Here is a 26570-nt window from a genome sequence, read left to right as displayed (position 1 = left end):
GCCCGTCGTTTGACGGGCGCTTCGAGTTAAACGCGTGCGGCAGACACGGCCGCCGATCCCCAGGTGGTTCTCCAACGCCGCTTCACACTCAGCAGACCAAACCAGGCCAGTACGCCCAGGCAGGCGAATAGCCAGAGGCCCAGCTGATAATCACCGGTAGATTGCTTGATGGCACCAAGGCCCGCCGTCAGAACAAAGCCTCCAATACCACCTGCCATACCAATCAAGCCAGTCATGACGCCGATCTCCTTGCGAAAGCGCTGCGGCACCAGCTGGAAGACCGAGCCATTGCCTGCGCCCAGGCTCAGCATGGCGACTACGAACAGCCCCAGGGCGGCCGTTGCACTGGGTAGATGGAAGCCTACTGCGGCAATACAGACAGCTGCCACGGTATACATGCCCAACAGACAGCGGATACCGCCAATCCGATCAGCCAGCGCGCCACCCAGCGGCCGCATCAGGCTACCGCCAAAGACGCAGGCAGCGGTGTAATAGCCGGCAACGACGGGCTCCAGGCCATATTGGTCATGAAAGTAACCCGGCAGGGTACTGGCAAGGCCGAGAAAACCACCAAAGGTCACGCTGTAGAAAAACATGAACCACCAGCTGTCCTGGTCACCCAGGGCCTTGGCATAGTCGGCTAGTTTCTTCGGCGCAGGCCGCTGCGGTGCATTGCGTGCAAACAATATGAAGAAGACGAGCGTAGCGACCAGCGGAATCAACGCCCAGCCAAAGACGTTGGTCCAGCCGAACAGTTTTGCAAGGCCAGGAGCGAACAGCGCCGCGAAGACCGTTCCCGAGTTGCCGGCACCTGCAATGCCCATGGCCTTGCCCTGATGCTGCGGCGGATACCATTGTGAGGCCAGTGGCAGGGCGACGGCAAAGGAAGCGCCGGCAAAACCCAGGAAGAGTCCCAGCAGCAGAGCCTGCTCGTAACTGTCGATACCCATCTGCCACGCCACGAATAGCGCCGCGATAACGGCGATCTGGCCAATAATGCCTGCGGTCTTGGGCGAGAGCGTGTCAGCCACAAAGCCGAGGATCAGACGCAGCACGGCGCCTGCCAGAATGGGCGTGGCGACCATCATGCTGCGTTGCTGAGTCGTCAGTTGCAGGTCGGCCGCGATCTGCACGGCTAGCGGGCCAAGCACGTACCAGACCATGAAACTCAGATCGAAATATAGAAACGCGGCGAACAGGGTCGGCGCATGGCCGGCTTTCCAGAAACTCGTGTTCATTCGTGCACCTCGTAATCAACGATGTACCCGCCACGCGGCAGGGCCTCAGTTCGAACATCACAAGGCGAACGCGCCTGACGTGCGTTGTGAAATGCCAGGCATTCAGCACAACCGCGGAGCGTCCACCCGCCCCGGGCATTGGGGCAGAAACGACAAAGGCGCCACGTTGCCCTCTGCCGGAGCAGGAGCAACGCGACGCCTTTGTCGTAGGTGGGTAACCGCCGTTGGCTACCGTTACGGATGGATTAGCAAACGCCACGCCAAGTCAGCAAAGCGCTCTGGCCTGCGGTTTTACCGTCAGACCATCCGCCCGTCTGAATCATTACAGCGCATCGTGGATAGACATGCCCGGATATGGGGCACAGGCATCGTCTTGTTAGGACGTTACATGGTCCGGCTTTTTACTGCGGACAAAGCGCTCGTAGGCATCAAAGTCAAACTTGGTTGCAGACAGGATTTGGCTCTGCTTCAGCGTGAGGTAAATATCCTTGTCCGCATCGGCATAGTGGGTCGTGAACGTTACCCAGAGTTTGTCCTTGTCCCGATAGCCACTCATAATCGGCTTGATGCAGACCTCCTGATCGGCACCTTCCGTTTCGCTGGGTTCGCCCAGGGTCGTGATTTTGCCTACATAGACCTTGCGCTCCTCCAGGGAGAGCATCAGGGTTTCACGGTTGATCGTGGCATTGAACAGCAGGTCATCCAGCGGGCTGTCCTTGAGAATGCCGGCCATGAGAAACATTGCATAGTTCTCTTCCTTCAACCCATGCCGCCGCTTGATGTAAGCCTTGGCCAGAAATGCCCAGGGTCTTGGGATCATGAGTGCGGTCACGGTGAGGATAAGAATCCAGGAGAGCTGGGCGGCCTGGCTTGCCTCCTCAATGGCATGGGTTCGCAGGATCAGGCCTGTCAGGCCGGAAAAGTAATCGAGCGAAAAGGTACGACCTGCCACCGTCCAGTCATGCTGAGCCACGAGCAGAAACAGGGCGAGGTTGAAGGTCAGCGAAAGAAGCGCGCAAAACAGACCCAGCCGGGCGCTCTGCAAATAGAGGTACTGTCCCTCGTAGCGATGCAGGCGATAGTAGAAAAGCGGGTGCTTGTGACAGACGAGAAATCCGCTAACCAGGATAGGCAGAAGAAGGAGAAGAAACATTTAGCCGTTGATAAGGCGCTTGGCTCGGTCGAGATCCTGCTTGAACTCCGGCGAGTCGAACACTTCTTCAGGATCAATTCGGATGGTACCGCGGCCCACGACCCGAAGGGACTTGTACGAGTTGTTGATCGTTTGCGCCAATTTCCGCTCTTCTTCCGAAGGCGCTTTGAACAGACCGATCAGGTGTTTGAGCATGATGATGTCCATACGGGGTTTCCGGGCTTATAGCCTAGATAGGGGCCGCCTTCAAGTCAGAGCGGAAAAGCTCTTCATGAAAATGAATGTAACACTATAGTGGACCCGTCAGTTCTTAATTTATTCGTTTCGCTACCGATATGGTCGGCATATAGAGAACTTATAGTATCTAAGCTTGATATTGATGAGGCTGCAGCTCATCAAAACAGGTATGGATTTTCTTGGAATCGATTAATGACCAAAACTGCTTCGCAGCTGCGTAGCCGATTCAGTCTCATCATCATTTTGCTGGTGATTAATATCCTTGTGCCTTTGGGTAGTACTACCTGGGTCAGGGAAAGCATTGATGAGTATGAAACGCTGGAATCGCAACTACAAAAAATTGAGCGGCTCATTTCAGCCGTCAAAGATGGAGAAACGGGGCAAAGAGGGTTTGTTCTGACTGGGCGAGAGGATTACCTCACTCCATTGTTTCAGGGCTACGCCGAAGTGGACCATCTTCTGGGGTCCTTGAAAAATGAGATTGACGTTAAGGAGTATCCAGAATTTATAGCGCTTCAAGGGCATATTACGGAGCAGCGAAACTACTGGAATAGCGTCATTCAGCTACATCGGGATAGAGGTCAGGCTCAGGCAATCGCACGCATTAATACAGGAGAAGGCAAAAGGCTTATGGATACCGTCCGTCAGGAGGTATCGATGCTTGAAAACCGTATTCAGCAAAAAAGCCTGTTGGTTGGCCAGGAAATCGAGCTTCGGCGTCAGATTATACGTATCGCTCTGCTCTTTATTGCCCTGCTTGATCTCGTGTTGGTCGTTATTCTCTATAAGTTTACATTTCGCGTACTGAATGAGACCAAGGCAAGTGAAAGCCGCCTACTTGACCTTTCCGAACAGTTATCTCGCGGCATGCTGGCATTGGAAAATCGCAATCACGAGACGGTTTTAATGAGCCGCATGGCAGGTGCGCTGCACTCTACCACCGACTTTCCTGAGTGCTACGACATCATTACCCGTTTTGGCAGTCAGCTTTTCAGTGACGCACCTGGGTGCATACACCTTTATCATCCTTCACGGGATGTACTGGAGATGGCCGGTTCATGGAACGGGTGGGACCCTGTTAAGACCTTGTTTGAACCGCATCAGTGCTGGTCCGTACGCCGTGGGCAGACACATGATGTGCAGGATATTAATAAGGATTTGATCTGTCCCCATATGGCAGGGCTTTCCCTCAGCACAAATGGATACGTGTGTGTTCCGCTCATGGCTCAGGGCGAACCCGTTGGCGTGCTGACACTTTGCAATCATCCTAAGAGTGGCATTGAGCTAGCCGAGGCATTTGCTGAACAGGTCTCGCTTGGTGTCGCTAACCTTGCACTACGAGAAAGCTTGCGTCATCAATCGATCATCGACTCCCTGACAGGACTCCACAATCGACGATTCCTGGATGAGACGGTTAGTCGTGAGCTGTTACGAGCGGGCCGTAATCAGACTACTACTGCTATCGTTCTGCTCGATGTGGATCACTTCAAGCGATTTAACGACACGCATGGCCATGAAGCGGGTGATGCTGTGCTGAGACACTTGGCGGTAGAAATGAAACGTTTGGTGCGTGCCAGCGATCTGGCTTGTCGTTTTGGAGGGGAGGAATTTGCACTGGTGCTGCCCGAGTGTACTCAGGCAGGGGCAGTGGCACGCTGCGAAGCGCTGCGTGAGGCAGTCAGCCGTATGCAAGTCATGTATGGCGGTACGCCACTGGGCCCGGTCACCATTTCGCTGGGTATTGCCATGTATCCGCAGAGCGGTCAGAAGGCCGAGGAACTGCTGCAGGCTGCCGACAAGGCGCTCTACGAAGCCAAGCGCGAGGGCCGCAACCGGGTCTGCTTGAGTCAGACGGTCACTGCGCTGCCAACCTCGCCAGCGCACGCCGTGCAACAACGTCAATGAGGGGCTTTACATGCCGAGTAGCTCGTTCATGGAAATGATCTGCTCGGCTACCTGAGCGAGCTTTTGCTGTTTACTCATGGCCTGGCGGCGCATCAGGGTGTAAGCCTGTTCCTCATTGCAGTCCCGCATTTTCATCAACATGCCTTTCGCCAGCTCGATTCGCTTGCGCTCGGCTAGTTGCTGTTCCCGTGCCTGCAGCTGGGCGCGCAGAGCCTGATCGGTTTCGAAGCGTGCCATGGCCACGTCGAGGATCGGTTGCAACCGTTGGGCATGAATGCCTTCCACGATATAGGCGCTCACACCTGACTGAATTGCCTGGCGCATGACATCTGGATCGTGCTCGTCGGTAAACATGACGATTGGCCGAGGGCGGTCTCGCGTCACCAGGCATACCTGATCCATAACGTCACGGCTGGGCGACTGGGTGTCGAACAGGATGACATCGGGGCGGGTCGCTTCGATTCGGGCGGGCAGGTCTATGGTCAGGCCGGACTCTTCGATTACGTCAAAGCCGGCTTCCAGCAGGGCGGCCTTCAGGCGGCCTACCTTCTTCGGGGTGTCGTCGATAAGCAGAATGCGCATGGTGCTTGTCGCCTCGAAGTCAAGTCAGTGGATTAAGCATGGCGTCAGCCAGGGCATGCAGGGTAAAGCTGCGGGCGTAGCCTGCCGGATCCTGTCCATCCCATACCCGGCCGTCAATGAGCGTAGCGCTGCGCAGGGGCTGATCAGGAACCTCCACGCCTACACGCGCTGCCGCCTCGCCGTAAAGCGAGAGCTGCTGTACCTGACGGGCCACTCCCACGTAGTCAGGGTCATTGCGCAAAAGACCCCAGCGGCGGAATTGAGTCATGAACCACATGCCATCTGATAGATAGGGCATATTGACTGCACCCTTATGAAAGAAGCGCAGGGGATGCTCATCCTGCCAGCGCTGCCCCAGTCCATTTGTGTACTGACCTAACATGCGCGGCTCGATGGCGCTTACCGGTGCATTGACATAAGCGGCGCCGCTGATCAGTTGTGCAGTGCTGCGACGATTCTCGAGACTTTCCTCGATGAACCGGCTGGCATCGAGCAGGGCACAGATCAAGGCGCGGGCCGTGTTGGGGTTCTGCTCGGCAAACGCACGGGTACAGGCCAACACCTTTTCTGGATGATCCGGCCAGATGGATTGCGTTGTAGCCAGGGTCACGCCCAGGCCTTGCTCAATGGCCGAGGCGCCCCAGGGCTCGCCTACACAATATCCATCGATTCGGCCAGCGCGTAAATGCTCCACCATCATCGGTGGAGGCACCACAGCGGTGCTCACATCTTCCAGCGGATGGATGCCTTTGGCGGCCAGCCAGTAGTACAGCCAGAGCGCATGAGTCCCGGTGGGTAGAGTATGCGCCAGCACAAGCGGAGCCTGCGAAGACTGCTGAATACGGTGTGCCAGTGCTTCAGCTGTAGTGACACCTTCGGTCGCGAGCGAGGCTGAGAGGTTGATGCTTTGCCCATTCTGGGCCAAGCCCATCAGGACAGCCATGTCGGTAGGTGACGAGCTGCCCAGCCCCAATTGCAGGCCATAGATCATGCTGTACAAGCTGTGCGCCGCATCCAGCTCGCCATTGAGTAGACGATCCCTCAGGGCTGACCAGGACGGCTGACGATGCAGGTGCAGGGTCAATCCGTAGGGCTGAGCGAATCCTTGAGTGGCTGCCACGATCAGCGAGGCAGCGTCGGTCAGGGGCATGAAGCCCAGATTTACAATGCTCCGTTCTGGTGCATCCGAGCCTAATACCCAGGCGAGGGCGTTAATCGTCGTCATAGCAAGCCTTGGCAAAAACATAAACAAAAAAGCGCCGTTAAGGCCGATAACAAGGGTTATCGGCGCAGAACGACGCCATTGTCGAATATACGGTCAGCAAATGCCGCCGTTGGCACTTGCTTCTGAAGACACATGAAGCAAGTGATATGCCAGGGCCGGCTCGCTTACTGGGCAGGCGTTAGCGTCAGACGACGCGTGCCATAAACACGATCCAGATTGTGCGGCTGGAAGGGGAAGCTGGAATACTGACCTTTCAGCCAGGGTTCGATGCCCTTGCCGTAGTAAGGGCTGGCCGGATTATCCGACTGCCCCTTGCCATCAATGGCCATAAACGGTTCCGGCTGACCAAAATCCACGACCATGCGCAAGCTGTTGGCACTGTGTGCCCCAAAGCCTTTGCCCCAGCCATAGGCCGAGCGATCTAGTGTCGAGAAGTCACCGCCTCCTGGATATGCCCGGCGAGCGGGATAGCGTGTACTGGTACCTGGCCGGGCGGCCGTCTGTTCGGTTTCGCCCTGCCAGTCATACGTGTGCAGACGCCCCCATTGCCAGCTGTTTCGGTCATTACCCATGACCTGCTCGCATTCGGCAATGGCTGAGGCAAGCGCCTGGGCAAGAATGGCCGGCTTGTCGTGCCTGGCTGTCGTCTGGGTATCATTCCAGAAAGGACTATCGTCCCGGGTCAGAAGATGATCGATCTGAGCCGAGTAAGAGAGCGTGGCGATCCGGTTGAGGGCCTGCATCGCCGGGCTGTTGCTTCCTCCCAGTTCATCGGCAAAAGTCAGTCGAGCGGTAGCCTGCAGAAATGCTTCATAGACGGCCGCATCGGCTGACGTGGCCAATAGGCGCCCATCGAACGTGCCGATTCGGCGCAAGGCCTCGCTGGCATGTGCGCGTTGCTCAGCCGGTAGGGCCTCGATGGCCGATTTGAGGGGCTGAGCCATGCCCGGTGCGCTCAGCATGGCCTGGACCTTGGCGACCAACGGTGAGGTCTGGTCTGCCTGCATGGCCATCAGGTTGCGAGCTTCCAGCCGTGTCTGCGAGCCTGCAAGCTGAGCAATACGTTCGGCCCGCTCAGGAGCCTGCCATGAGCTTGATAGCTGCATGCCATATCCCAGCGGTACCGTACGGTTGCCAGCATTGCCAAGCCACCCTTGGGAGGGGTCCTGATCATAGGGATGCAACATCGGGTCGGCAAAACCATCCCATTCATAACGATCGGTCCACCCGGGTGAGGGCAGCAGCCCGCGTCCTTCGCGGCGGTTGGGGTATAGGCCGGTCACCTGCCACGCAACATGTTCGGCGTCGGCAAAGACTATATTTAGCGCAAGCGCTCGGATGTCTCGGGTTATCTCGAATGCACGGTCAACATCCTTGGCCCGGCTCAGGTCGAATACTGCATCCATGGATGTGTCCGTATCGAGCGTAGCCCTGCGCAAGGCCAGACCATAACCGCTTTGCTGGCCGACTTGATGATTGATCAGCGGGCCATGCCGGGTTTCGAAGACAGTCTCTCGTACCGGCCGCTGGCCTTTGATGAAAAAGGTCTCGGAACGGACCGCTGCAGGTGTCCATTTTCTATTGACCTCGTAGCTCAAGCCGCTGCCCTGGGTGCGTACACGTTCAAGATATAGATCCTGAGTGTCGCCCATGGCTGGAGAAAACGACCAGGCCAGCTTGCCGTTGTAGCCGGAAAGAATGAACGGCGTTCCCGCCAGGGACAATCCTGCCGCCTGGTAACGGGGCGCACGAACCTGTACGTAGCTCCAGGCTGATGACAGGGCTAGCGATTGGCTGAGGTCACCTGCCAACAAGCTCTTGCCGCTGCGACTGCGTTGCGGAGCAATGGCCCAGCTGCTTCCGGCGGGAACCGTCAATCCGTTTACCTGGGCGAGGCGTGTTGAGGCTGCGTTCAACGCCTCCAGCCCTGGGATTTGTCCCGCCAAGGACAAACCCTTGAGTTTGGCAGCTTCGTCGACGGGAATCGGCTCATCGAAATAGCTGGGCAGCAACCAGGCCAAGGTATCGGCGCTGACCTTTTGTGCCAACGCCAGACTGGCCAGTTCCTCGTTCAGATTGACGGACAGACTGAAATCGAGCAGAGCAAAGAGCAGGGCGGAGTCCTCAGGCTTCCAATATTCAGGCTGATAACCGGTGGCGGCCAGATCTGCTGGAAGCTTGTTCCGGTAACGGAACAGGTAGGCGTTAACGCCGCGAGCGTAGACCTCTAGGAATTTCTTCAGGCGTGGCGATGCATTCTTGTAGGCAGTTTCTGCCGTTTTCCTGAGATTGACCGCACGCATAAGGCGATCGGTGTCCAATGCGTCCGGCCCTGCCATTTCTGCCAGCCGTCCTTGCGCCAGCAGGCGCAAGGTAATCATTTGGCTCAGTCGATCCGATGCGTGGACATAACCCAGCGTGAACAGCGCATCGTGAAAGGTCGATGTTTCGATCAGGGGCACGCCCAGTTCGCTTCGCCGAATCGACGCGTTTTCTGCAAGTCCCTTGATGGGCTGAACGCCCGAGCTGGGTGGAAGGCTATCCGTGTCACGTTGATCAAACGTTGTCTGGCAGCCCGCAAGCCCCAGTACTGAAACAAGACCAAGGCGACCCAGATGGCGCCGGTAAGCAGGAAAATCCATGAACGGACAGTCTCCAGAGGAGCAGGGTTTCAAAAGCGCGCTACGTTAGTGAGGCGTTGTTATCCAGGCAAGCACTGTCCAGTCCATTCCGCCAGCGGGTGTGATTTTTCTGACCAGTGAAGCGGATCACTCTTGTTTAAAAACGACATTTAATCCTTATCACGACAGAAACATTCTGACATGATTTGTCGCTTCGCCAATTGGACGGGCGACTTTTGGCCCGTTGTTGCTCTGTTCATCGGCCTTGAGCCCGTCTTTTAAGGCGCTGACCAAGGAGTAGACGATGTCGAATGAGCGCGCGATCCGTCGCGATTTAGGGCCTCTGGCTTTAATGTTTACTGGGCTGGGGTCGATCATCGGATCCGGCTGGTTGTTCGGTGCCTGGCATGCTGCCCAGCTGGCAGGTCCCGGGGCTATCTATGCGTGGTTATTAGGTGCAGTAATCATTCTTTTCATCGCGCTGACCTATGCCGAGCTGGGTGCCATGTTTCCAGAGTCGGGCGGCATGGTGCGTTATGGGCACTATTCGCACGGCTCTCTGGTCGGGTTCATTGGCGGATGGGCCAATTGGATCGCGATTGTATCGGTCATCCCGGTCGAGGCCGAGGCGTCCGTTCAGTATATGGCGTCCTGGCCCTGGCAATGGGCGCAGGACCTTTACAGTGTCAGCAGCGGTCATGGCGAGTTGAGTACAACCGGTCTGATACTGGCCGCGCTCCTGGTAGTCGTGTACTTCCTGCTCAACTTTTGGGGCGTCAAGCTCTATGCCCGCAGCAACAGTGCAATCACGATATTTAAGTTATTGGTACCGGCACTGACCGCCATAGCGCTCATGCTGTCAGGTTTTCACAGTGAGAATTTTACCGTTGGCATCACCGGCGAAGACCACTCCATCAGTATTTCGGCCGTTCTGACAGCAGTAGCCATCAGCGGCATTGTGTTCAGTTTCAATGGTTTCCAAAGTCCGGTAAATCTTGCAGGCGAGGCGCATAATCCCGGCCGTAGCGTACCCTTTGGGGTAATCGGTTCGATTATTATCGCCACGGTGATCTACCTGCTGCTCCAGGTCGCTTTTCTAGGCGCCGTTCCTCCTGAGCATCTGCACGAGGGATGGGCAGGTCTTGAATACAGCTCACCTTCTGCCCAACTGGCGCTGGCCTTGAACCTGAACTGGCTAGCCTTTCTGCTCTATGCGGACGCCTTTGTCAGCCCGAGCGGAACAGGCGCTACTTATACCGCCACCACTGCGCGGATGATCTATGGTATCCAGCGCAACGGCAGCCTGCCGGCCATGTTCGGGCATGTACATCCCAAGTTCGGGATTCCCCGCCCGGCCATGTGGCTGAACCTTGCGGTGTCCTTCATCTTCCTGTTTTTCTTCCGGGGCTGGGGCACACTGGCGGCAGTTATTTCTGTTGCCACGATCATTTCCTACCTGACCGGGCCGGTAAGTGTCATGGCATTGCGGCGGACGGCGCCTGAGCTCTATCGCCCTTTGCGAATCCGAGGGCTGTCTGTTTTAGCCGCACTGGCGTTCATTTTCGCCACTGAGCTTCTCTACTGGGCCAAGTGGCCTCGGACAGGTGAAATCATGCTGCTGATCGTGGCGGCATTGCCCATATACATCTATTACCAGGCCAGGCAGGGGTGGAAGGGTTTCAGCCGTCATTTCTTCGGCTCGCTATGGCTGCTGTGTTTCCTGCCGGTGTTGGCAGCGGTCTCCTGGGCGGGAAGCGACCGTTTCGGTGGCCAGGGTTATCTGCCATACGGATGGGATCTGGCGGTAGTGGCGGTGATTGGTCTGGTGTTTTTCCTGTGGGGTGTGTCGGCTGGCTGGCGCACGCCAGCGGTTGAAAAGGCGCGCTTCCACGATGATGACGGTCAGCCGCTGACGTGATCATGACAGGCGTCGGTCGCTATAGCGCTGCCGACGCCCGTTCTGGCAATCAGCTCGCCGCTGGCGGGTTTACCTTGTTGACGAGGTCATAGGCGCGGACAGTAGCGGTTCGCATGCTAATCGTCTCAAACCACCGCTTGATATTGGGATAGTCTTCCAGCTTTTGCTGTTGCCATTCGTAGGGCACAATCCACGGATAAATGGCCATGTCGGCAATGGTGTATTCCCCACCCGCCACAAAGTCCCGATCTTCCAGTCGCTTGTTCAGTACGCTGTAAAGGCGCGCGGTCTCGCTCACGTAGCGATCAATCGCATAAGGAATCTTCTCTTTGGCGAAACGCCCGAAATGGTGGTTCTGACCGGCCATAGGGCCCAGACCGCCCATTTGCCAGAATAGCCACTGCATGACCTCCTGACGTCCGCGGATATTCAGCGGGATGAATTTGCCGGTTTTTTCTGCCAGATAGAGCAGGATGGCGCCAGACTCGAACAGCGTCACGGGGCTGCCATTATCTGCCGGGTTCTGATCGACAATGGCAGGAATCTTGTTGTTGGGCGAAATCTTCAGAAAGTCTGGCGCAAACTGTTCATCCTTCATGATGTTGATGGGATGAATGCGGTAGGGCAGTTCGGCTTCCTCAAGAAACAGCGTTACTTTGTGGCCGTTGGGGGTAGTCCAGTAATAAAGATCGATCATCAAGGCTCTCCGGGGCAAAGGGTACTGCCAAAGGAGTGACCGGGCTGGACGCTTACAGTTCGAAAGGAACGATGAACGAGAGCGGCCCACATCAGTGGGCCGTCATTTATTCATGAAGCGCCGTGGCACTTCTTGTACTTTTTCTCGCTTCCGCACGGGCAGGGATCGTTGCGACCGATCTCTTTGAGTGGGTTGCGAACAGGGGTAGCTGGACCATGATTGCAATGCGGCCCATGAACATGGTGATGATGGCCGTGATCGTGGTCATGATTGCAGTCAGGGCCGTGGACGTGGGGTTGCTGGTTCATTGATTACTCCGGTAAAAAATTGTTCGGTACGATCTCGCCGCTGCGCGATATATAGACGCTGCGGCCAAACATCAAACCGGTCTTCACTTCGCCAACGAGACGATAATGAACGGGCTTGTCGGTCCGTTTGATCAGTTTGACGATGTCTTTGACGTACCGCCACATATTGGTCTGCACGGGGAGGGTAAACTCCGTGCTGCCAGAGGCTGGGATCGTGAAGTTACGCCCCGTTTCGCCTTCGGCAAGGGGAATATCTTCCAGGTAGATCGCATACGTCATGCCACGAATGGGCAGATCAATATCGTTGGGGTTGTCCACCTTGAAGTGCAACAGGAATTCCTGTCCCCATAATTTGGCTTTGAGCAGGTCTACCTGGGTCAGCTGTATTTCAGGGTCTTCGTAACCCCTGGAGAACCACGTACAGCCACTGACTCCAAACAGGATCAGGACGCCTAGCGAGAGACCCAGGACTCTCCTGTTGAATGCCCGAAAAAACATGTGACGACTCCATAACGAAGGGCAGCGGTTACAGCGCGTCGGCGCATCGAAAAATAGCTCGGTCCGATTGTTGCACAGGCGTGCCTGGCATAAGCTGGACCTTACCCAAACGCGAGCCATGCTCATTTTATTCTGAAGTCGGCAAGTGCCTGGGCCATTATGTTGTACTTATACAGGTTGAAAAACGGGCTAGCCGCTCCTCAGGCGGTAAGCAATCTACAGAACTCATAGCCCTCAAGCTAGACAGGATGATGAACATGAGCCTTTTCGAGATCGCCTTTTCCGGTGAGGTAGTGACAGGTGCTGACGAAGCGCAAGTACGTGCCAATCTGGCTCGGTTGTTCCAGGCGGACGAGAAGCGTATCGCTCAGCTATTTTCCGGGCGCCGCGTCATTATCAAGAATAGACTGGATGCAGCCGCTGCTGAAAAATATCGGGCTGCGCTGACCCATGCCGGTGCCAGGGTTGAAGTCGTGTCAATGGCGATTGCCGAAGAGATCGACCTTGCACCAGCTCCAGTCAATGCCGAAAAGGCGGAGTCGGGCGCATCGTCTGTAGCACGTCGCGTCTCCGTCGCACCGCGCGATGAGGTCATGGCAGCGTTCGTCAATGTGGATGCTCCGGACTTTGGCTTGGCACCGGTTGGAGCGGATCTGCAGGACCAGAAGGCCGAGGTCGCTCCGCCCCAGGTTGATCTGGGCAAGCTCACACTGGCACCGGTAGGAAGCGACATGGGCGAGGAAAGGCCACAGACAGCCGTCCAGGTGCCCGATACGTCTCATCTCAAACTGGTGTAGCGGCTCTACTCATGGCAGGAAAGGGCCGCAACATTTCTTGAATTTGGTTGTGCTGCCACATGGGCAGGGGTCGTTGCGGCCTGCCGTCATGGGCACGGTCGGATCCAGGAAATACCAGCGCCCCTGCTGTTGAACAAACGCCGAGCGCTCACGGTGGGCATGGTCACCCTGCGCATCGTGCCAGCGGGCCACAAAGATGACCCAGGCGTGCTCAGGCACGCCTCCCAGAGGCTCATGGCCTTCAACCTCAAGCCCAAGCCAGGTGCTCTGGGCACTCCAGGCGCTTATGGCTGCCCTGTCCAGTCCTGCCTGTTGTGCAGGCAAGGTCGTCTCGATCAGGTAGTCGATCAACCCCAGCACATAGGCGCTGTAACGCGAGCGCATCAGCGCCTCCGCTGTAGGGGCTGAGGCACCTGAATGATAGCGGCCGCAGCAGTTGTCGAGTAGCTCGTCGCTGCCGCATGGGCAAGGAGCAGATGCCATCGTTACCACCAATATTTTCCAAAGAGTTCAGGATGGGCCCAGAAGCGGGCGTTCAGCCAGTCCGGTACCTGCTTGTAATCATGCAGATCATACGTGAACAACGTCAGGGTTTGCTGATCACGCTGAAAGCGCTCGCTCTGTTGCATGGCCAGGGCATAGAAGTCCCTGGGCTGCCATTGGCTGGCGGCCAGATCGACCAGGACAGCCAGCCGACTGGCGTTGAGGTTGCGGATTCCGCCCAGTAGTTGCTGACCTTCACGTACGGACAGGTGTTCCAGACAGTCAGCCAGGATAGCCAGGTCATAGCGTTGGTGGGATACCGGTTCCTGTAATGATCCGGCAGGGGACTGCGTCAGCTCGCAGTCAGGGTGAGCTGCCTTGAAAGCCTGCACGGCAGGTATCTCGCTGGCACTGACCATCAGCAGGCGAGTAGGGGTGTAGTGATCCAATAGCGCGGCCAAGGCCTGTTGCGGAGTACGTGACGATAATGTCGCGGTCATGTGGAACCTCGGCGGTTGTTGTGGAGACTAATCAAGCGGCACTGTCAAGATCAGGCCTGTACCGCCAGTCTGACGGAGCGGAGAAATCGATGTCCAATTCCTTTTTCGAGGTCGCTTTTCTAGTCCTTAATAGGAGACAACAATGACGATTATAAGGACCGCTTTACCCCTCATTCTGGTGGGCAGTGTTTTAACAGGTTGCGCTGGTGTAAAGAAAACGGACTGGCCTGCGTGTGCCGCCATTGGTGGTGCCACGGGTGCGGCCGTCGGCGCCATTGAAAGCAGTAGCTATGCTGGGTGGGGCGGGCTGGTTGCCGGCGCCACGGCGGGGGCTTACTGCTATGTTCGTGGGCAGGGTGAAGAGCAGGTAGCTGCTGTCGAACCGGTAACGCCTGCGCCGACTCCCACGCCTGCACCCGAGCCGCTTCCTCGCCAAGAGACCATTGTTGTACGTGATTTGCACTTTGCCTTCGATTCGGCCGAAATCAGTCCGGCGGACCGTGCGCAGCTCGATACCGTAGCCTCCCGGTTACGAAACGAAGCGTCCACGACACGGCTGACAATTAACGGACATACTGACAGCAAGGGTACTGAAAAGTACAACCAGCGCCTGTCTGAGCGTCGTGCAGCAGCCGTGCGTAATTACCTGGTTCAGTCGGGCGTTCCGGCGGCCAGTATCGTCTCTGTCCAAGGGCTTGGGGAAAGCCAGCCCGTGGCTACCAACGAAACGGCAGAAGGTCGTGCTACCAACCGGCGCGTAGAGATCTTAGTCGAGCGTCAGTAACCTGTCTTGAGGCCTATTCCAGGTGCCTGCCAGAGGCTTGCACCTGGAGCAAACTCAGGTATGGTCATCGTCTGAAACAAAGGAGGCGGTGATGAGGCTGTTGAGTATTGTGGGCAAAGTGGCGTTTCTGGTGTTTTGGTTGGCAGTCCTGGCCAATCTTCTTGAACCTTTCGCTTATCCCTTTCAGCTATTGATCAATGGCGCTGCAGTGGCATTGTTGATTTTGCATGTCATCGAAGTGCTTGCTGTGGGTGCACGCGTCAGAAACCGACCGAGCCCATGGTTGGATCGGCTTCAGGTGCTGCTGTTTGGCGTCTTCCACTGGTATCGCCTGCCGATTACGGTGGCTGCAGCAAATTGATTCAGCTAAAGGTATTAAGACGGGCCGCCGCGACAATCAGCACAATGACGCCAAGCAAAAGGTTAAAGCCTGCCAGTGCCCGGATTCGCTTCAGCGTCTGGGCGGCCGTCGGCCAATCCTGATCTGATACGCTCCGTTTGAGCTGAGGCAGCTGAACGGCCTGGATCTTGAGAAACAGCGCCACCATGGCCAGATACAATCCCATCATGATCTGGATATAGCGGGGCGCAGTTTCGAAGCCATTGAAATTAAGCTGAAGAATCCCAATTCCTGTAGCCGGTAGTACAATAACGACTCCCCACACCCAGCGAAAGAATCGTGGAAATAGCGTATTCCAGAAGCGGGCGCGTGACGGGATATCCAGTATTGCAGTAACTACCGGATGCAGAATGACCCAGGCGAAAAAGAGGCCGCCTACCCAAAGCACGGCAGCAAGAACATGGATGGTATAGAGCCAGGTAGAGGGTGTCATTCAAACATTCCTGATAAATCGGTGCCGAAATCGGATGATACGTTCGGCACTGGCGTGAAGGCGCGTTATCATAGCGCTTCTGTTCAAGTACTGATAATTTATACAGTCCTGTGTGTCTGATAGGGCCGCCTACCCGCGGTGCCTGCCGGAAGCGTATGACGCTTCCCTGTCGAGGAACCCCATGCTTAGTGCCGAACTCAAGTCCCAGATTCAGGGGGCTTATACCCGCTTTCTCGAAGCCAAGTCGCTCAAGCCGCGCTATGGTCAGCGGCTGATGATTGCCGAGACGGCTAAAGGGCTCGGTGCGATCAAGCAGGATGACGAAGGGCGTCGCGTTGGCGATCCTGCCGTCGTGGCTGTGGAAGCCGGAACCGGTACCGGCAAGACCGTTGCTTATAGTCTCGCCGCCATTCCTGCGGCCAAGGCGGCCGGCAAGCGTCTGGTCATTGCGACAGCAACAGTGGCTCTGCAGGAGCAGATCGTCAACAAAGACCTTCCAGATATCCTGCGTAACAGTGGTCTGTCGTTCAATTTTGCCCTGGCAAAGGGGCGAGGGCGCTACCTGTGTCTGTCGCGCCTGGATCTCATGTTGCAGGAAAGCGAAGCCCAGAATACGACCGCTCAGCTGTTTGCGGATGATGGCTTTACGATCGACGTCGATGAGGCTGGTCAGAAGCTGTTTACGAAGATGATCGAGCGCCTGGCCAGTAATCGCTGGGACGGTGACCGTGACAGCTGGCCAGAAGCCATTGATGACCAGCACTGGTCACGAATAACCACTGACCATACGCAGTGCACCAATCGGCACTGCCCGAATTTTCAGCAGTGCGCCTTTTTCCGTGCCCGTGAAGGCATGACCAAGGTAGACGTGATCGTTACCAACCATGATCTTGTACTGGCTGACCTTGCGCTTGGTGGCGGGGCTATTCTGCCCGACCCGCGCGATACCATTTATGTGTTTGACGAAGGCCATCACCTGCCGGACAAGGCGATTAATCACTTCGCTCACTTTACCCGCCTGCGCTCCACGGCCGAGTGGCTGGAGCAAATCGCCAAGAATCTAACCAAGCTGCTGGCTCAACATCCCTTGCCGGGCGAGCTGGGACGGCTGGTTGAGCAAGTACCCGAACTGGCGAGACAGATTCGTACCCAGCAGCAGTTCATGTTTACAGCCTGTGAGCAGCTGGCCGAGTTTCGCGCCGGCGAAGACATGGAGGGACGTGATCGGCCTCGCCATCGGTTCGTTGGTGGCCTCGTCCCAGCGGATTTAAGGGAAATGGGGACTGAGCTCAAAAAGGGCTTTGCCCAGCTGTCCGACCTGTTCACTCGTCTTACGGACCTCTTGAAAGAGGCCATGGACGGGGAGAAAAGCATTGGCATTGCAAGCTATCAGGCTGAGGAATGGTATCCGTTGTTTGGCAGCCTGCTGGCTCGGTCCCAGGGTAATTGGGAGCTGTGGACGGCCTTTACGCTGGAAGATCCGACCGACTCACCACCCATGGCGCGCTGGCTGACATTGGTAGAGTCCGGTGCATTCCATGATATCGAGGTCAATGCCAGTCCCATCCTGGCTGCCGAAACGCTACGGCGTACGCTATGGAATGTGGCTTATGGCGCGCTGGTAACTTCCGCCACCTTGACGGCGCTGGGGACATTCGATCGTTTTCGGATGCGGGCAGGCCTGCCTCAAAGCGCCAACACGGCAATTGTGCCCAGTCCCTTCAAATATGCCGAGGCAGGGTTATTGCGCGTACCCAATCTGCAGGCGGATCCGAGAGACTCTGCGGCCCATACGGCGGCTATCGTGCGAGAGCTGCCCGATATGCTGGAAGGGGCCAAGGGGGCATTGGTGCTGTTTTCTTCCCGGCGACAGATGCAGGATGTCTTCGATGGGCTGGAGCGTGACTGGCGCCGCCGTGTACTGATCCAGGGCAACCTGTCCAAGCAGGAGACGCTCAATAAGCACCGCTCCCGTGTGGATGATGGCGAGCCCAGCGTATTGTTCGGTCTGGCCAGCTTTGCCGAAGGGGTCGACCTGCCCGGGGCCTATTGTGAGCACGTCGTGATTGCCAAGATTCCCTTTGCGGTGCCGGATGATCCTGTCGAGGCTGCTTTGGCCGAATGGATCGAGGCACGGGGTGGCAATCCGTTCATGGAAATCGCTGTGCCCGATGCCTCGCTGCGCCTGATCCAGGCTTGTGGACGTCTCCTGCGCACCGAGTCGGACAGCGGCACGATCAGCCTGCTGGATCGTCGTGTCGTTACGCAGCGTTATGGCAAGGCCATCCTGAGCACCTTACCGCCGTTCCGGCTGGAAGTGCAGTAGTAGAGGTCTCTTCTCGTCAGTGTGAGAGACTTGAATATGACCACGATGAGGAGACAGCTGTGCAGATCCAAGGTTATTTCGATCTGGCCTTTGAAATCGTCAGGGACCGCTTCAGTGCTCTGTTCGACGAGCCGGGGCGAGGCGTGCATACCCGCGGTGCAGCCCTGTGCGTTCAGGTGGACGGCGAAACCGTTCTGGATCTCTGGGCAGGCACGGCGGACAAGGATGCGCAGAGCGGGTGGCAGACGGACACGATACTGAATCTATTTTCCTGCACCAAAGCCTTTACTGCCGTGGCCGCCATGCAGTTGGTTCAAGAGGGCAGGCTTGAACTGGATAAACCAGTACAACACTACTGGCCGGAATTTGCGGCTGCAGGCAAGGGCGCCATTACGGTGCGCCAGTTACTGTGCCATCAGGCAGGACTGGCTGCCTTGCGTGCTCCATCGCCTGCCAGTGCGCTGTATGACTGGGACACCATGACGGCTGCCCTTGCCGCCGAAACGCCTTGGTGGACGCCAGGCGAGAGCCACGGCTATTCACCGATGACCTATGGCTGGCTGATGGGAGAACTGATTCGCCGCATTGATGGCCGCTCACCAGGGGAAGCTATTGTTGCCCGAACGGCCAGGCCGCTTGGGCTGGATTTTCATATCGGTCTGCCTGAGAGCGAAGAGTATCGGGTTGCGCATATTGCTCGAGGCAAGGGCGACATGGGGGATGCTGCCGCCCAGCGTCTCTTGAAGACCACCATGACCGACCCCCAAGCCTTGAGTACCCGTGCTTTTGCCAACCCGCCGGGCATTCTGACCAGCACCAATAAACCGGAGTGGCGCCGTTTCGAGCAGCCTGCCGCCAACGGTCATGGCAATGCGCGCTCACTGGCAGGGTTTTATGCGGGGCTGCTCGACGGTCGATTGCTGGACCAGACGGTCTTGCAGCACATGCTCACGGAACATAGTCGGGGTGACGACAGGACGCTAATGACCTCGACACGCTTCGGCCTGGGATTCATGCTGGACCAGCCTGACCACGCCAACGCAACCTATGGCCTGGGCGTGCAGGCCTTTGGTCATCCAGGGGCGGGTGGGTCTATCGGGTTCGCCGACCCTGAGCGCAGGGTAGCATTTGGTTTCGCCACCAACACATTGGGACCTTATATTCTCATGGACCCGCGAGCTCAGCAGCTGGCAGAAGCCGTTGGGCAATGCCTCTGACATCAGGATAGGATGGATTGACCGGCAGTGGTGGCCGGTCAATCCGCTATGCACTTCAACTTATCAGTCGTTCACGGCCTTGAGTGTGGGTGTTGTGGGTGCAAGATCCGCCTGGGTCTTTTGTAGCGCTGACGCCAGATCGGCCGTCGCTTGCGCAGATGCAGGGCGATAGGCCAGAAAATAGGCCAACCCTACAAAGCCGGCGCCACCCACAGCATTACCCAGGAAAACCGCTACCAGGTTGGGCAGACATTGGGCCCAGGTAGCCTGGCCTGCAAAGATAGCGGCTGGAATGATAAACATGTTGGCAACCACATGCTGAAAACCGATGGCAACAAAGGCCATGACGGGAAACCACATGCCCACGACTTTACCTACCACATCCTTGCTGGCAAACGCGATCCAGACGCCCAGACAGACGAGCCAGTTGCATCCGATACCGGAAACGAAGGCGTGAAGGAAGTCGGCGTTCATCTTTGCCTGCGCAATGGCAACGGTCTTGCCCAGGAATGCACCCTCGGTGAGACCCAGCATATGACCGAAGAAGTACGCGACAGCCAGGCTGCCGACAAAGTTGGCAAGCGTGACCCATAGCCAGTTGCGAATCACCCCCATCGTGCTGATACCGCCTGCAAAACGTGCCAGAGGAAGCAGCAGCATATTGCCCGTCAGTAACTCACCGCCTGCCAGCACGGTCATGATCAGGCCGACCGGGAAAACCGCTGCGCCAACGAAGCCTGCAAACGAGCCCCATTCGGCGGGCATGGTGCCAATAACGTGAATATCGAGAAGAAAACCAGTCGCAATGAACGCGCCGGCCATAACGCCAAGAATGAATAGGGTAGGAATGGAAAGCCGATTTTTGGCAATACCAGCCTGTATCGCCAGTGTTGCGATTTCTTTAGGTGTATTTATAGACATGAGTGTACGCAAGGGAGGACAAATTGACGCGCCCAGCGTAGTGATGGCCAATGGCAATTTCAATAGCGAGCTATCTATCGTTTGATAAGCACCGTCTATGACGTGATACCCTTGCCGCCCTCGTTCACCTGACCGTTTCGCCACTGAGTCTACTCAACCGCTTGTCGGTTGATACAAAAGGACAACGTACACCCCTTGCGAAATAATCAGTTAAAGACACAATCTAAGAAACCACTTTAACTTTGCCTGTCGGTGCCGATTCGGCGGGCTTGCGCCTGATGGGATAAAAACGCATGAAGCTGCTCAAGACTACTACTGTCGTTCTCTGCATGAGCGTTTCCGCCTGCAGTTATTTTCACAAGGAAAGCGACGTTGCCACTGCCAAGGAGCCAGTCCCCCAGGAGAAGGTAGAAACGCAAAAGACCGAAACCCAGGCGAAAGCGGACGGCGGACATTGGTGGTGGCCGTTTGGCAAGAGCGACAAGACTGTAACCGAGGCAAAGGCTCAAGCGAAAGCCCAAGAGATAACAGTCAGCAAGGACTGGCTGGATCAGCATGAAAAAACGATCCGCGAAGCCATCGCTGGTAGCAAGATGCAAATGGAGCGCCGAGAGGACGGATTACTGCTGATCGCCAACGTTGACGACTCCTTCAACCCTGATCGTGCTGAGATGCTTCTGCCATCCATGCTCGGCCCGCTGGGCCGTACCGCCAAGCTGTTATTCAAGGATGACCAGAGCGCCGTCATTGTGCTGGGACACACGGATAGCACTGGTTCCAAGGCGGTTAATGACCAGCTCAGTCTCGGCCGCGCCAAGGCGGTAGCCTCCATCTTTCGTCTGAGCGGGCTTAATGGCAATCGTCTGGTCGTTCGTGGTCTGAGCGATACCCAGCCGCGTGCAGCAAACGACAATGCTGAAGGGCGCGCTCAGAACCGTCGTGTCGAGGTCCTTATCCAGCCACGTACAGTGGTATTGGCCTCTCTGCAAAGCAAGCGCTGAGTCAGTAAAGGCATCCGGAACCGTTTGGTTTCGGATGCCAATTCGCCATATACCTGGCATGAGTCAAGCAACCTGGCGCATGACTGGGTAAGCTGTAAGTTCCATTCCCAATCAGGAGCTTGCCATGACCCAGACGCTGGCTGACATGCGTCGTGATTACACCCGCGACGGATTGACCGAAGCGCAGGCGCCCGCCGAGCCATTTGCCTTATTTGGCCAATGGTTTGAGGATGCTGTTAAAACCGAGCAGCCCCCTGTAGAAGCCAATGCCATGGTACTGGCAACGGTTGATGCCGAGCAGCAACCCCATTGTCGTGTACTTCTACTCAAGGGTGTAGACGCCAAGGGGTTCGTGTTTTACACCAATTACGAAAGTGCCAAGGGGCAGCAGCTCGCTGGGCAGCCCAGGGCCGCCATGACCTTTTTCTGGCCCACACTTGAGCGTCAGGTGCGAATCGAGGGTGTGGTCGAGCGCGTAAGTCCTGAAGAGTCCGACGCGTACTACCGTGTCCGTCCGTTGGGTAGTCGGTTGGGCGCCTGGGCTTCGCCGCAGAGCCAGGTGCTGGGCGGTCGGGAAGAACTTGAGACGAAAGTGGCTGAAGTGCAGGCACGCTTTGCCCATGAGGAGCCACCGCGCCCGCCACATTGGGGAGGCTATCGGCTGATTCCCGAGCGGGTCGAGTTCTGGCAGGGCCGCTCCAGCCGTTTGCATGATCGGCTCGATTACCGCCGTGAAGGAGAGGGCTGGAAGCGCCAGCGTTTGGCTCCTTAAACAGTGCTCATGTAAAGGAAGGGATTGCCGTGATTGAACTTGATTCAACCCTTGCGCAACACATTGTGGATCGCTCCATGGCAATCCTTCCCTACAACGTCAATGTGATGGATGCGCAGGGCATGATTATCGGCAGCGGTGACCCCTTGCGATTGCATACCCGTCACGAAGGCGCTCAGCTGGTGTTGGCCAACAGTCGAGTCGTCGAGATCGACGATCAGGCCGCCTCTTGCCTGCGAGGTGTGAAGCCGGGGGTCAACATGCCACTGCTCTATGCCGAGCGGTTGATCGGGGTCCTCGGTATCACGGGCAGGCCCGAGGTTGTCAGGCCATATGCCGAGCTGGTCCGCATGGCGGCCGAAATGTTGGTGGAGCAGCGACAATCGCATCTGGAGCGTCATTGGCAGCGGCATCGACTGGACAGCTGGATCGGCCAATTGCTGGACCCTTCGGTAAGCCTGAACACGCTTTCTGTTGAGGCTGAGCGACAGCAGGTACCCCTGAGCTGGCCACGTCAGGTATGCCTTATCGAGCTGAATGAGGCCTCAGACTCCCGTTCGGCTAAGGCGTTGAGCGCCATGTTGTCTGCCAATCTGGAGAGTTTTTGCGCCCCCGTCGGTATGCAGGAATGGTTCTGGTGTCGTCCGCTCGGGCGGCCTCATGAAGAACAACTCTGGCTTGATCAGGCAAAGGCCAAGGGGCTGAACGTATTACGCGTTACAGCATCGGGTCCGCTGGAAAGTCTGGTTGACTTGCGAGAGGCCTGCCAATCACTGCGCTTGCTGCAAGCCTATGCCCGTGCGTGCCTGCCTGATGTGCGGCTACTCAAACTGGATGAGCACCGGCTGACGGCACTGCTTTACAGCCAGCGGCAGAGCTGGCTTTTGCAAGGGTGGCTCGATCCATTGAAGCGGCTGTTTGCGCAGGATGAAAATGGCGTGTTACGAGAAACCTTGCAGGCGTGGTGCGAGCACCATGGGCAGGCATCTGCCTGTGCCGCGTCCTTGAATATCCATCGGAATACGTTGCGCTATCGTCTCGAGCGTATCTGTGAGCTGACTGGGCTCAGCCACGATATGCTGGGGCAGTGGCTTTACCTGTCGCTGGGAATCAGTCTGCTGGAATGCGTCTGATTGTGCAGATGCACAATACATAGGGTGAAATAAGCTGCTTATCTTGTGCTTGTGTACCAAGCGGAACTCATGGAACTGATAGCACAATAAGCTCATCCACAGTTATCCGATCACAATAACAACCGGAGCCTGTCATGAGCCTCGTCCTTATTCTGGTGGCGTTGATAGCATTCATCGTCGTGACCACCACACGCTTCAAGCTTCATCCATTTCTGGCCTTGCTCCTGGCGGCTTTTCTCGCCGGTTTCGCCTATCAGGTGCCCATCGCCGATATCACCAAAACCCTTACAGCAGGCTTTGGCAGCATCCTGGGATATATCGGTATCGTCATTGTGCTGGGCACGATCATTGGTGTAATTCTGGAGCGTAGCGGCGCGGCCATAACCATGGCGGAAACTGTGATTCGCGTACTCGGCGAACGCTTCCCAACCCTGACCTTGTCGATCATCGGTTACTTGGTTTCGATACCCGTATTCTGCGATTCCGGCTACGTGATTCTCAACTCGCTTAAGAATGCTCTGGCTGCTCGTATGAAGGTCTCCCTGATTTCTATGAGTGTAGCCCTGGCGACTGGCCTTTATGCTACGCATACCTTTGTGCCACCTACGCCAGGGCCGATTGCGGCTGCAGGTAATCTAGGGCTCGATGCAAGCCTCGGATTGGTTATCGGCGTTGGCCTTGTCGTGTCATTCGTGACAGCCATGGCAGGGCTTTGGTGGGCCAACCGCTTCCTGGATAAAGACATCCCGCTGGTCGACGATGGCACGCCGATGCCTTCCCAGGCGGATTTCACGGCATTACGTGAAAGTTATGGTGTACTTCCCAGCGCCTGGCAGGCTTTTGCCCCAATTTTTGTTCCCATTGGATTGATTTGCCTGGGGTCAATCGCTGCCTTTCCCAGCAAGCCTTTCGGAGAAGGGGCGGTGTTGACGCTGTTGGGTTTTATTGGGCAACCCGTCCCGGCGCTGCTGGTAGGCCTAGTGCTGGCCTGTTCGCTGCTCAAGGGCGATGACAAGCGCCAGGAGTTTCAGAACCATGTAGCTGAAGGCATCTTATCAGCGGCTCCCATCCTGCTTATTACCGGCGCCGGTGGGGCGTTTGGTGCCGTGCTCAAAGTCACTCCACTGGGCGATTACCTTGGCAGCACGCTTTCCGCCTTGGGGATTGGGCTGTTCATGCCATTCGTAGTGTCCGCCGCCCTGAAAACAGCCCAAGGCTCGACTACGGTCGCACTGGTGACAACCTCTGCTTTGGTGGCACCACTGCTGGGCCAATTGGGACTCGACAGTGAGATGGGGCGTGTGTTGACCGTAATGGCGATCGGCGCTGGAGCGATGACGGTTTCACATGCCAACGACAGCTTTTTCTGGGTTGTGACTCAATTCAGCCGTATGAGCGTAGCCACAGCGTACCGTGCCCAGACACTCGCTACCCTGATTCAAGGACTTGCCGGGATGGCTACGGTATGGCTTTTAAGTCTTTTCCTGCTGTAACGAGCAGCCATACCCATCGACAGGCGAACCGTCAGCCGGGAGAACATTGATGAAACTCGTGATCGCACCTGATTCGTTCAAGGAAAGCCTGAGCGCACCCGAAGTCGCCCAGGCTATTGCAGAGGGTTGGAGAGCGGTTTTTCCCTCCGCCACTATCGAACTCAAACCCATGGCCGATGGAGGAGAGGGCACGGTCGAGGCCTTGCTGGCTGCAACTGGAGGAGAACGTCGTGAGCTGACCGTGCAGGGACCGTTGGGGCAGCCGGTATTGGCTCACTGGGGATGGCTGGGCGAGGGGACAGCCGTGATCGAGATGGCGGCTGCCAGCGGCCTGCACTGGGTGCCAAAAGCGCAGCGGGATGCCAGACGAGCCAGTAGCTACGGTACCGGTGAGTTGATCCGCGCTGCACTGGATGCTGGAGCTCGACGAATTATCCTGGGGTTGGGTGGCAGCGCTACGAATGATGGCGGTGCGGGGTTGCTGAACGCCTTGGGAGTCAAGTTCCTGGATAAACATGGTCAGCCTTTGCCGCCAGGGGGCGCTGCGTTAGCCGAACTTGCCCGTATTGAGCTGAACGGCCTGGATAAGCGTCTTGCTACCGTTCAGATCGATGTGGCTGCCGATGTCGATAACCCCTTGTGTGGCTCTCATGGTGCCTCCCATGTCTTTGGCCCTCAGAAGGGCGCAACGCCTGAGGATGTCGCTGTGCTGGATGCAGCACTTGGGCATTACGCTCAGGTTGCAGCTCAAGTACTCGGGGAAGATCACAGTTGCTTTCCAGGAGTGGGAGCGGCAGGGGGGCTGGGTTTTGCTGCTAGGGCCTTTCTTCAGGCGCATTTTCGATCGGGTGTCGAGCTGGTTGCAGAAGTTTCCGGGCTGGCAGAGGCGCTCCGGGACGCGGATCTAGTCATTACCGGAGAGGGGCAACTGGATTACCAAAGCCTGCATGGCAAGACGCCCATAGGAGTTGCCAGGGTCGCCCGTGAGGCTGATGTGCCTGTCATTGCATTAGTGGGTAGCTTGGGTGCGCACTACCAGCAGGTATATGAGGCAGGAATTGAGGCAGCATTCAGTCTGGTGCCTGGCCCTGTCACGCTGGAGCAGGCCTGTCGGACCGCCGCACAGGAGCTACGCGCGCGCGCAACCGACCTTGCTCGTGTCTGGCGTCTGGCCCGGCAATCACGCGAAGGTTGAACAGGATGAGTCGTCCTATTTCAGGTAAAGCAAGCGAAGCGGATGAACGAAAGCTGTCTGGATCAAAAGATTCAACCGTTTGCCTTGAGGCCATATGAGAGGATGATAAAAGCTGAACATTCCTGTAAGGCGGAGGGTCCACCATAGGGTTCCGCCGAGAACAGCCCTGTAGGAACTGGAGTTGAATGATGAACAAGACCACTCAAATTATTACTGCACTGACTGCCTCCGCGCTGCTGGCCGGGTGCGTATCCAGCCAGACCGGTGACGTGTACTCACGCGATGAGGCTCGTCAGGTTCAGACCGTACGCATGGGGACCATCACAGCCTTGCGCCCCGTTAAGATTGAAGGAACCAAGACCCCCATCGGCGCAGGTGCCGGTGCGGCGGTAGGTGGTATCGCCGGCAGTGGCGTAGGTGGCGGTCGGGGTAGCTATGTCGCCGCTATCGTGGGCGCCGTAGCAGGCGGCCTGCTTGGTGCCGCTACCGAAGAAGGTTTTACTCGTGCCAACGGGGTAGAAGTGACGGTACGTGAAGACGACGGCAGCACCCGTGCCTATGTACAGGAAGTCAGCAAGGGAGAGGTGTTCCGGGTGGGCGAGCGCGTACGCATCGTGACAGTGAACGGCACCAGCCGTGTGGCACCTAATTCTGCCCAGTAAGATCAGTGGTCGCAGAAAGCGTTTCTGCGGCCATTATTTCAGCGTTTCACTCATTGTTGCCTAGCTGTGCA

Annotated in this window: 26 protein-coding genes; 13 read left to right on the top strand and 13 right to left on the bottom strand. The window is 56.9% G+C overall.

The window, feature by feature from the left end; translation table 11 throughout:
• Positions 1-26: 26 nt before the first annotated feature.
• From PLU01S_RS20540 to PLU01S_RS20530, 3 genes are all read right to left on the bottom strand, one after another.
• On the bottom strand, positions 27-1238 hold the full coding sequence (locus PLU01S_RS20540) for a nitrate/nitrite transporter (protein WP_074823745.1): 1212 nt from the start codon (positions 1236-1238) through the stop codon (positions 27-29).
• Positions 1239-1614: 376 nt separating this feature from the next.
• Entirely contained in the window at positions 1615-2391 is a 777-nt protein-coding gene (locus PLU01S_RS20535) for a hypothetical protein (protein ID WP_074823747.1), read from the bottom strand.
• Positions 2392-2598, bottom strand: a complete 207-nt coding sequence (locus PLU01S_RS20530; RefSeq protein ID WP_169715109.1) for a hypothetical protein — start codon at positions 2596-2598, stop codon at positions 2392-2394.
• A gap of 222 nt (positions 2599-2820) precedes the next feature.
• Here PLU01S_RS20530 and PLU01S_RS20525 point away from each other — a divergent pair, with 222 nt between their 5' ends.
• The gene (locus PLU01S_RS20525; RefSeq protein WP_074823750.1) at positions 2821-4533 is read left to right on the top strand and encodes a diguanylate cyclase; all 1713 of its coding nucleotides are present in this window, start codon (positions 2821-2823) and stop codon (positions 4531-4533) included.
• A 6-nt stretch (positions 4534-4539) separates the two neighbouring features.
• Here the strand turns inward: PLU01S_RS20525 and PLU01S_RS20520 are convergent, their stop codons facing one another.
• The 3 genes from PLU01S_RS20520 to PLU01S_RS20510 form a co-directional block, all read right to left on the bottom strand.
• Positions 4540-5115: an ANTAR domain-containing response regulator gene (locus PLU01S_RS20520; protein WP_074823765.1), complete on the bottom strand. Its 576-nt coding sequence runs from the start codon at positions 5113-5115 to the stop codon at positions 4540-4542.
• A gap of 19 nt (positions 5116-5134) precedes the next feature.
• Positions 5135-6340 (bottom strand): CmpA/NrtA family ABC transporter substrate-binding protein, encoded by a 1206-nt coding sequence (locus PLU01S_RS20515; protein WP_074823770.1) that lies wholly within the window; start codon positions 6338-6340, stop codon positions 5135-5137.
• Positions 6341-6504: 164 nt separating this feature from the next.
• Entirely contained in the window at positions 6505-8982 is a 2478-nt protein-coding gene (locus PLU01S_RS20510; protein ID WP_074823773.1) for a penicillin acylase family protein, read from the bottom strand.
• Positions 8983-9265: 283 nt separating this feature from the next.
• Here PLU01S_RS20510 and PLU01S_RS20505 point away from each other — a divergent pair, with 283 nt between their 5' ends.
• Complete coding sequence (locus PLU01S_RS20505; protein WP_074823776.1) at positions 9266-10879, top strand: APC family permease; 1614 nt, start codon at positions 9266-9268, stop codon at positions 10877-10879.
• Positions 10880-10928: 49 nt separating this feature from the next.
• Here PLU01S_RS20505 and PLU01S_RS20500 read toward each other — a convergent pair whose 3' ends face one another.
• The 3 genes from PLU01S_RS20500 to PLU01S_RS20490 form a co-directional block, all read right to left on the bottom strand.
• Entirely contained in the window at positions 10929-11576 is a 648-nt protein-coding gene (locus tag PLU01S_RS20500) for a glutathione binding-like protein (RefSeq protein ID WP_074823778.1), read from the bottom strand.
• Between the two features lie 110 nt (positions 11577-11686).
• Complete coding sequence (locus PLU01S_RS20495; protein ID WP_010794980.1) at positions 11687-11884, bottom strand: SEC-C metal-binding domain-containing protein; 198 nt, start codon at positions 11882-11884, stop codon at positions 11687-11689.
• Between the two features lie 3 nt (positions 11885-11887).
• The gene (locus PLU01S_RS20490) at positions 11888-12382 is read right to left on the bottom strand and encodes an LEA/WHy family protein (RefSeq protein WP_074823781.1); all 495 of its coding nucleotides are present in this window, start codon (positions 12380-12382) and stop codon (positions 11888-11890) included.
• 257 nt (positions 12383-12639) lie between these two features.
• Here PLU01S_RS20490 and PLU01S_RS20485 point away from each other — a divergent pair, with 257 nt between their 5' ends.
• Positions 12640-13179 carry a hypothetical protein gene (locus PLU01S_RS20485; RefSeq protein ID WP_074823783.1) on the top strand — a complete coding sequence of 180 codons (540 nt, stop codon included), beginning with the start codon at positions 12640-12642 and terminating at the stop codon, positions 13177-13179.
• A 9-nt stretch (positions 13180-13188) separates the two neighbouring features.
• Here the strand turns inward: PLU01S_RS20485 and PLU01S_RS20480 are convergent, their stop codons facing one another.
• A complete protein-coding gene (locus PLU01S_RS20480) occupies positions 13189-13662 on the bottom strand; it encodes a YchJ family protein (protein ID WP_074823786.1) in 474 nt (157 codons plus the stop codon).
• Between the two features lie 2 nt (positions 13663-13664).
• The gene (locus PLU01S_RS20475; protein ID WP_010794976.1) at positions 13665-14162 is read right to left on the bottom strand and encodes a DUF6231 family protein; all 498 of its coding nucleotides are present in this window, start codon (positions 14160-14162) and stop codon (positions 13665-13667) included.
• A 142-nt stretch (positions 14163-14304) separates the two neighbouring features.
• On the opposite strand from PLU01S_RS20475, the gene PLU01S_RS20470 reads away from it, so the two are divergent.
• Positions 14305-14946 (top strand): OmpA family protein, encoded by a 642-nt coding sequence (locus PLU01S_RS20470; RefSeq protein ID WP_074823789.1) that lies wholly within the window; start codon positions 14305-14307, stop codon positions 14944-14946.
• A 91-nt stretch (positions 14947-15037) separates the two neighbouring features.
• Complete coding sequence (locus tag PLU01S_RS20465; protein WP_010794974.1) at positions 15038-15307, top strand: DUF1145 domain-containing protein; 270 nt, start codon at positions 15038-15040, stop codon at positions 15305-15307.
• A gap of 1 nt (position 15308) precedes the next feature.
• Here PLU01S_RS20465 and PLU01S_RS20460 read toward each other — a convergent pair whose 3' ends face one another.
• Entirely contained in the window at positions 15309-15779 is a 471-nt protein-coding gene (locus tag PLU01S_RS20460) for a CopD family protein (protein ID WP_074823792.1), read from the bottom strand.
• A gap of 181 nt (positions 15780-15960) precedes the next feature.
• On the opposite strand from PLU01S_RS20460, the gene dinG reads away from it, so the two are divergent.
• Positions 15961-18105 (top strand): ATP-dependent DNA helicase DinG, encoded by a 2145-nt coding sequence (gene dinG / locus PLU01S_RS20455; protein WP_074823795.1) that lies wholly within the window; start codon positions 15961-15963, stop codon positions 18103-18105.
• A 59-nt stretch (positions 18106-18164) separates the two neighbouring features.
• Entirely contained in the window at positions 18165-19322 is a 1158-nt protein-coding gene (locus tag PLU01S_RS20450) for a serine hydrolase domain-containing protein (RefSeq protein WP_074823797.1), read from the top strand.
• Between the two features lie 63 nt (positions 19323-19385).
• Here the strand turns inward: PLU01S_RS20450 and PLU01S_RS20445 are convergent, their stop codons facing one another.
• Positions 19386-20243, bottom strand: a complete 858-nt coding sequence (locus PLU01S_RS20445; protein WP_010794970.1) for a formate/nitrite transporter family protein — start codon at positions 20241-20243, stop codon at positions 19386-19388.
• Between the two features lie 293 nt (positions 20244-20536).
• On the opposite strand from PLU01S_RS20445, the gene PLU01S_RS20440 reads away from it, so the two are divergent.
• The 6 genes from PLU01S_RS20440 to PLU01S_RS20415 all read left to right on the top strand — a co-directional run bounded on the left by PLU01S_RS20440 (position 20537) and on the right by PLU01S_RS20415 (position 26499).
• The gene (locus PLU01S_RS20440) at positions 20537-21244 is read left to right on the top strand and encodes an OmpA family protein (protein ID WP_074823800.1); all 708 of its coding nucleotides are present in this window, start codon (positions 20537-20539) and stop codon (positions 21242-21244) included.
• 124 nt (positions 21245-21368) lie between these two features.
• On the top strand, positions 21369-22016 hold the full coding sequence (gene pdxH, locus PLU01S_RS20435; RefSeq protein WP_074823803.1) for a pyridoxamine 5'-phosphate oxidase: 648 nt from the start codon (positions 21369-21371) through the stop codon (positions 22014-22016).
• Positions 22017-22045: 29 nt separating this feature from the next.
• On the top strand, positions 22046-23149 hold the full coding sequence (locus PLU01S_RS20430; RefSeq protein WP_074823806.1) for a sugar diacid recognition domain-containing protein: 1104 nt from the start codon (positions 22046-22048) through the stop codon (positions 23147-23149).
• Between the two features lie 134 nt (positions 23150-23283).
• Complete coding sequence (locus PLU01S_RS20425) at positions 23284-24642, top strand: GntP family permease (protein ID WP_074823810.1); 1359 nt, start codon at positions 23284-23286, stop codon at positions 24640-24642.
• Positions 24643-24691: 49 nt separating this feature from the next.
• Complete coding sequence (locus PLU01S_RS20420; RefSeq protein ID WP_010794965.1) at positions 24692-25837, top strand: glycerate kinase; 1146 nt, start codon at positions 24692-24694, stop codon at positions 25835-25837.
• 188 nt (positions 25838-26025) lie between these two features.
• Complete coding sequence (locus PLU01S_RS20415) at positions 26026-26499, top strand: outer membrane lipoprotein (protein WP_010794964.1); 474 nt, start codon at positions 26026-26028, stop codon at positions 26497-26499.
• Positions 26500-26570 lie beyond the last annotated feature (71 nt).

This window comes from Pseudomonas luteola NBRC 103146, from assembly GCF_002091675.1.
GTDB lineage: Bacteria > Pseudomonadota > Gammaproteobacteria > Pseudomonadales > Pseudomonadaceae > Chryseomonas > Chryseomonas luteola.
This window is presented reverse-complemented; position numbering and strand designations above follow the sequence as displayed.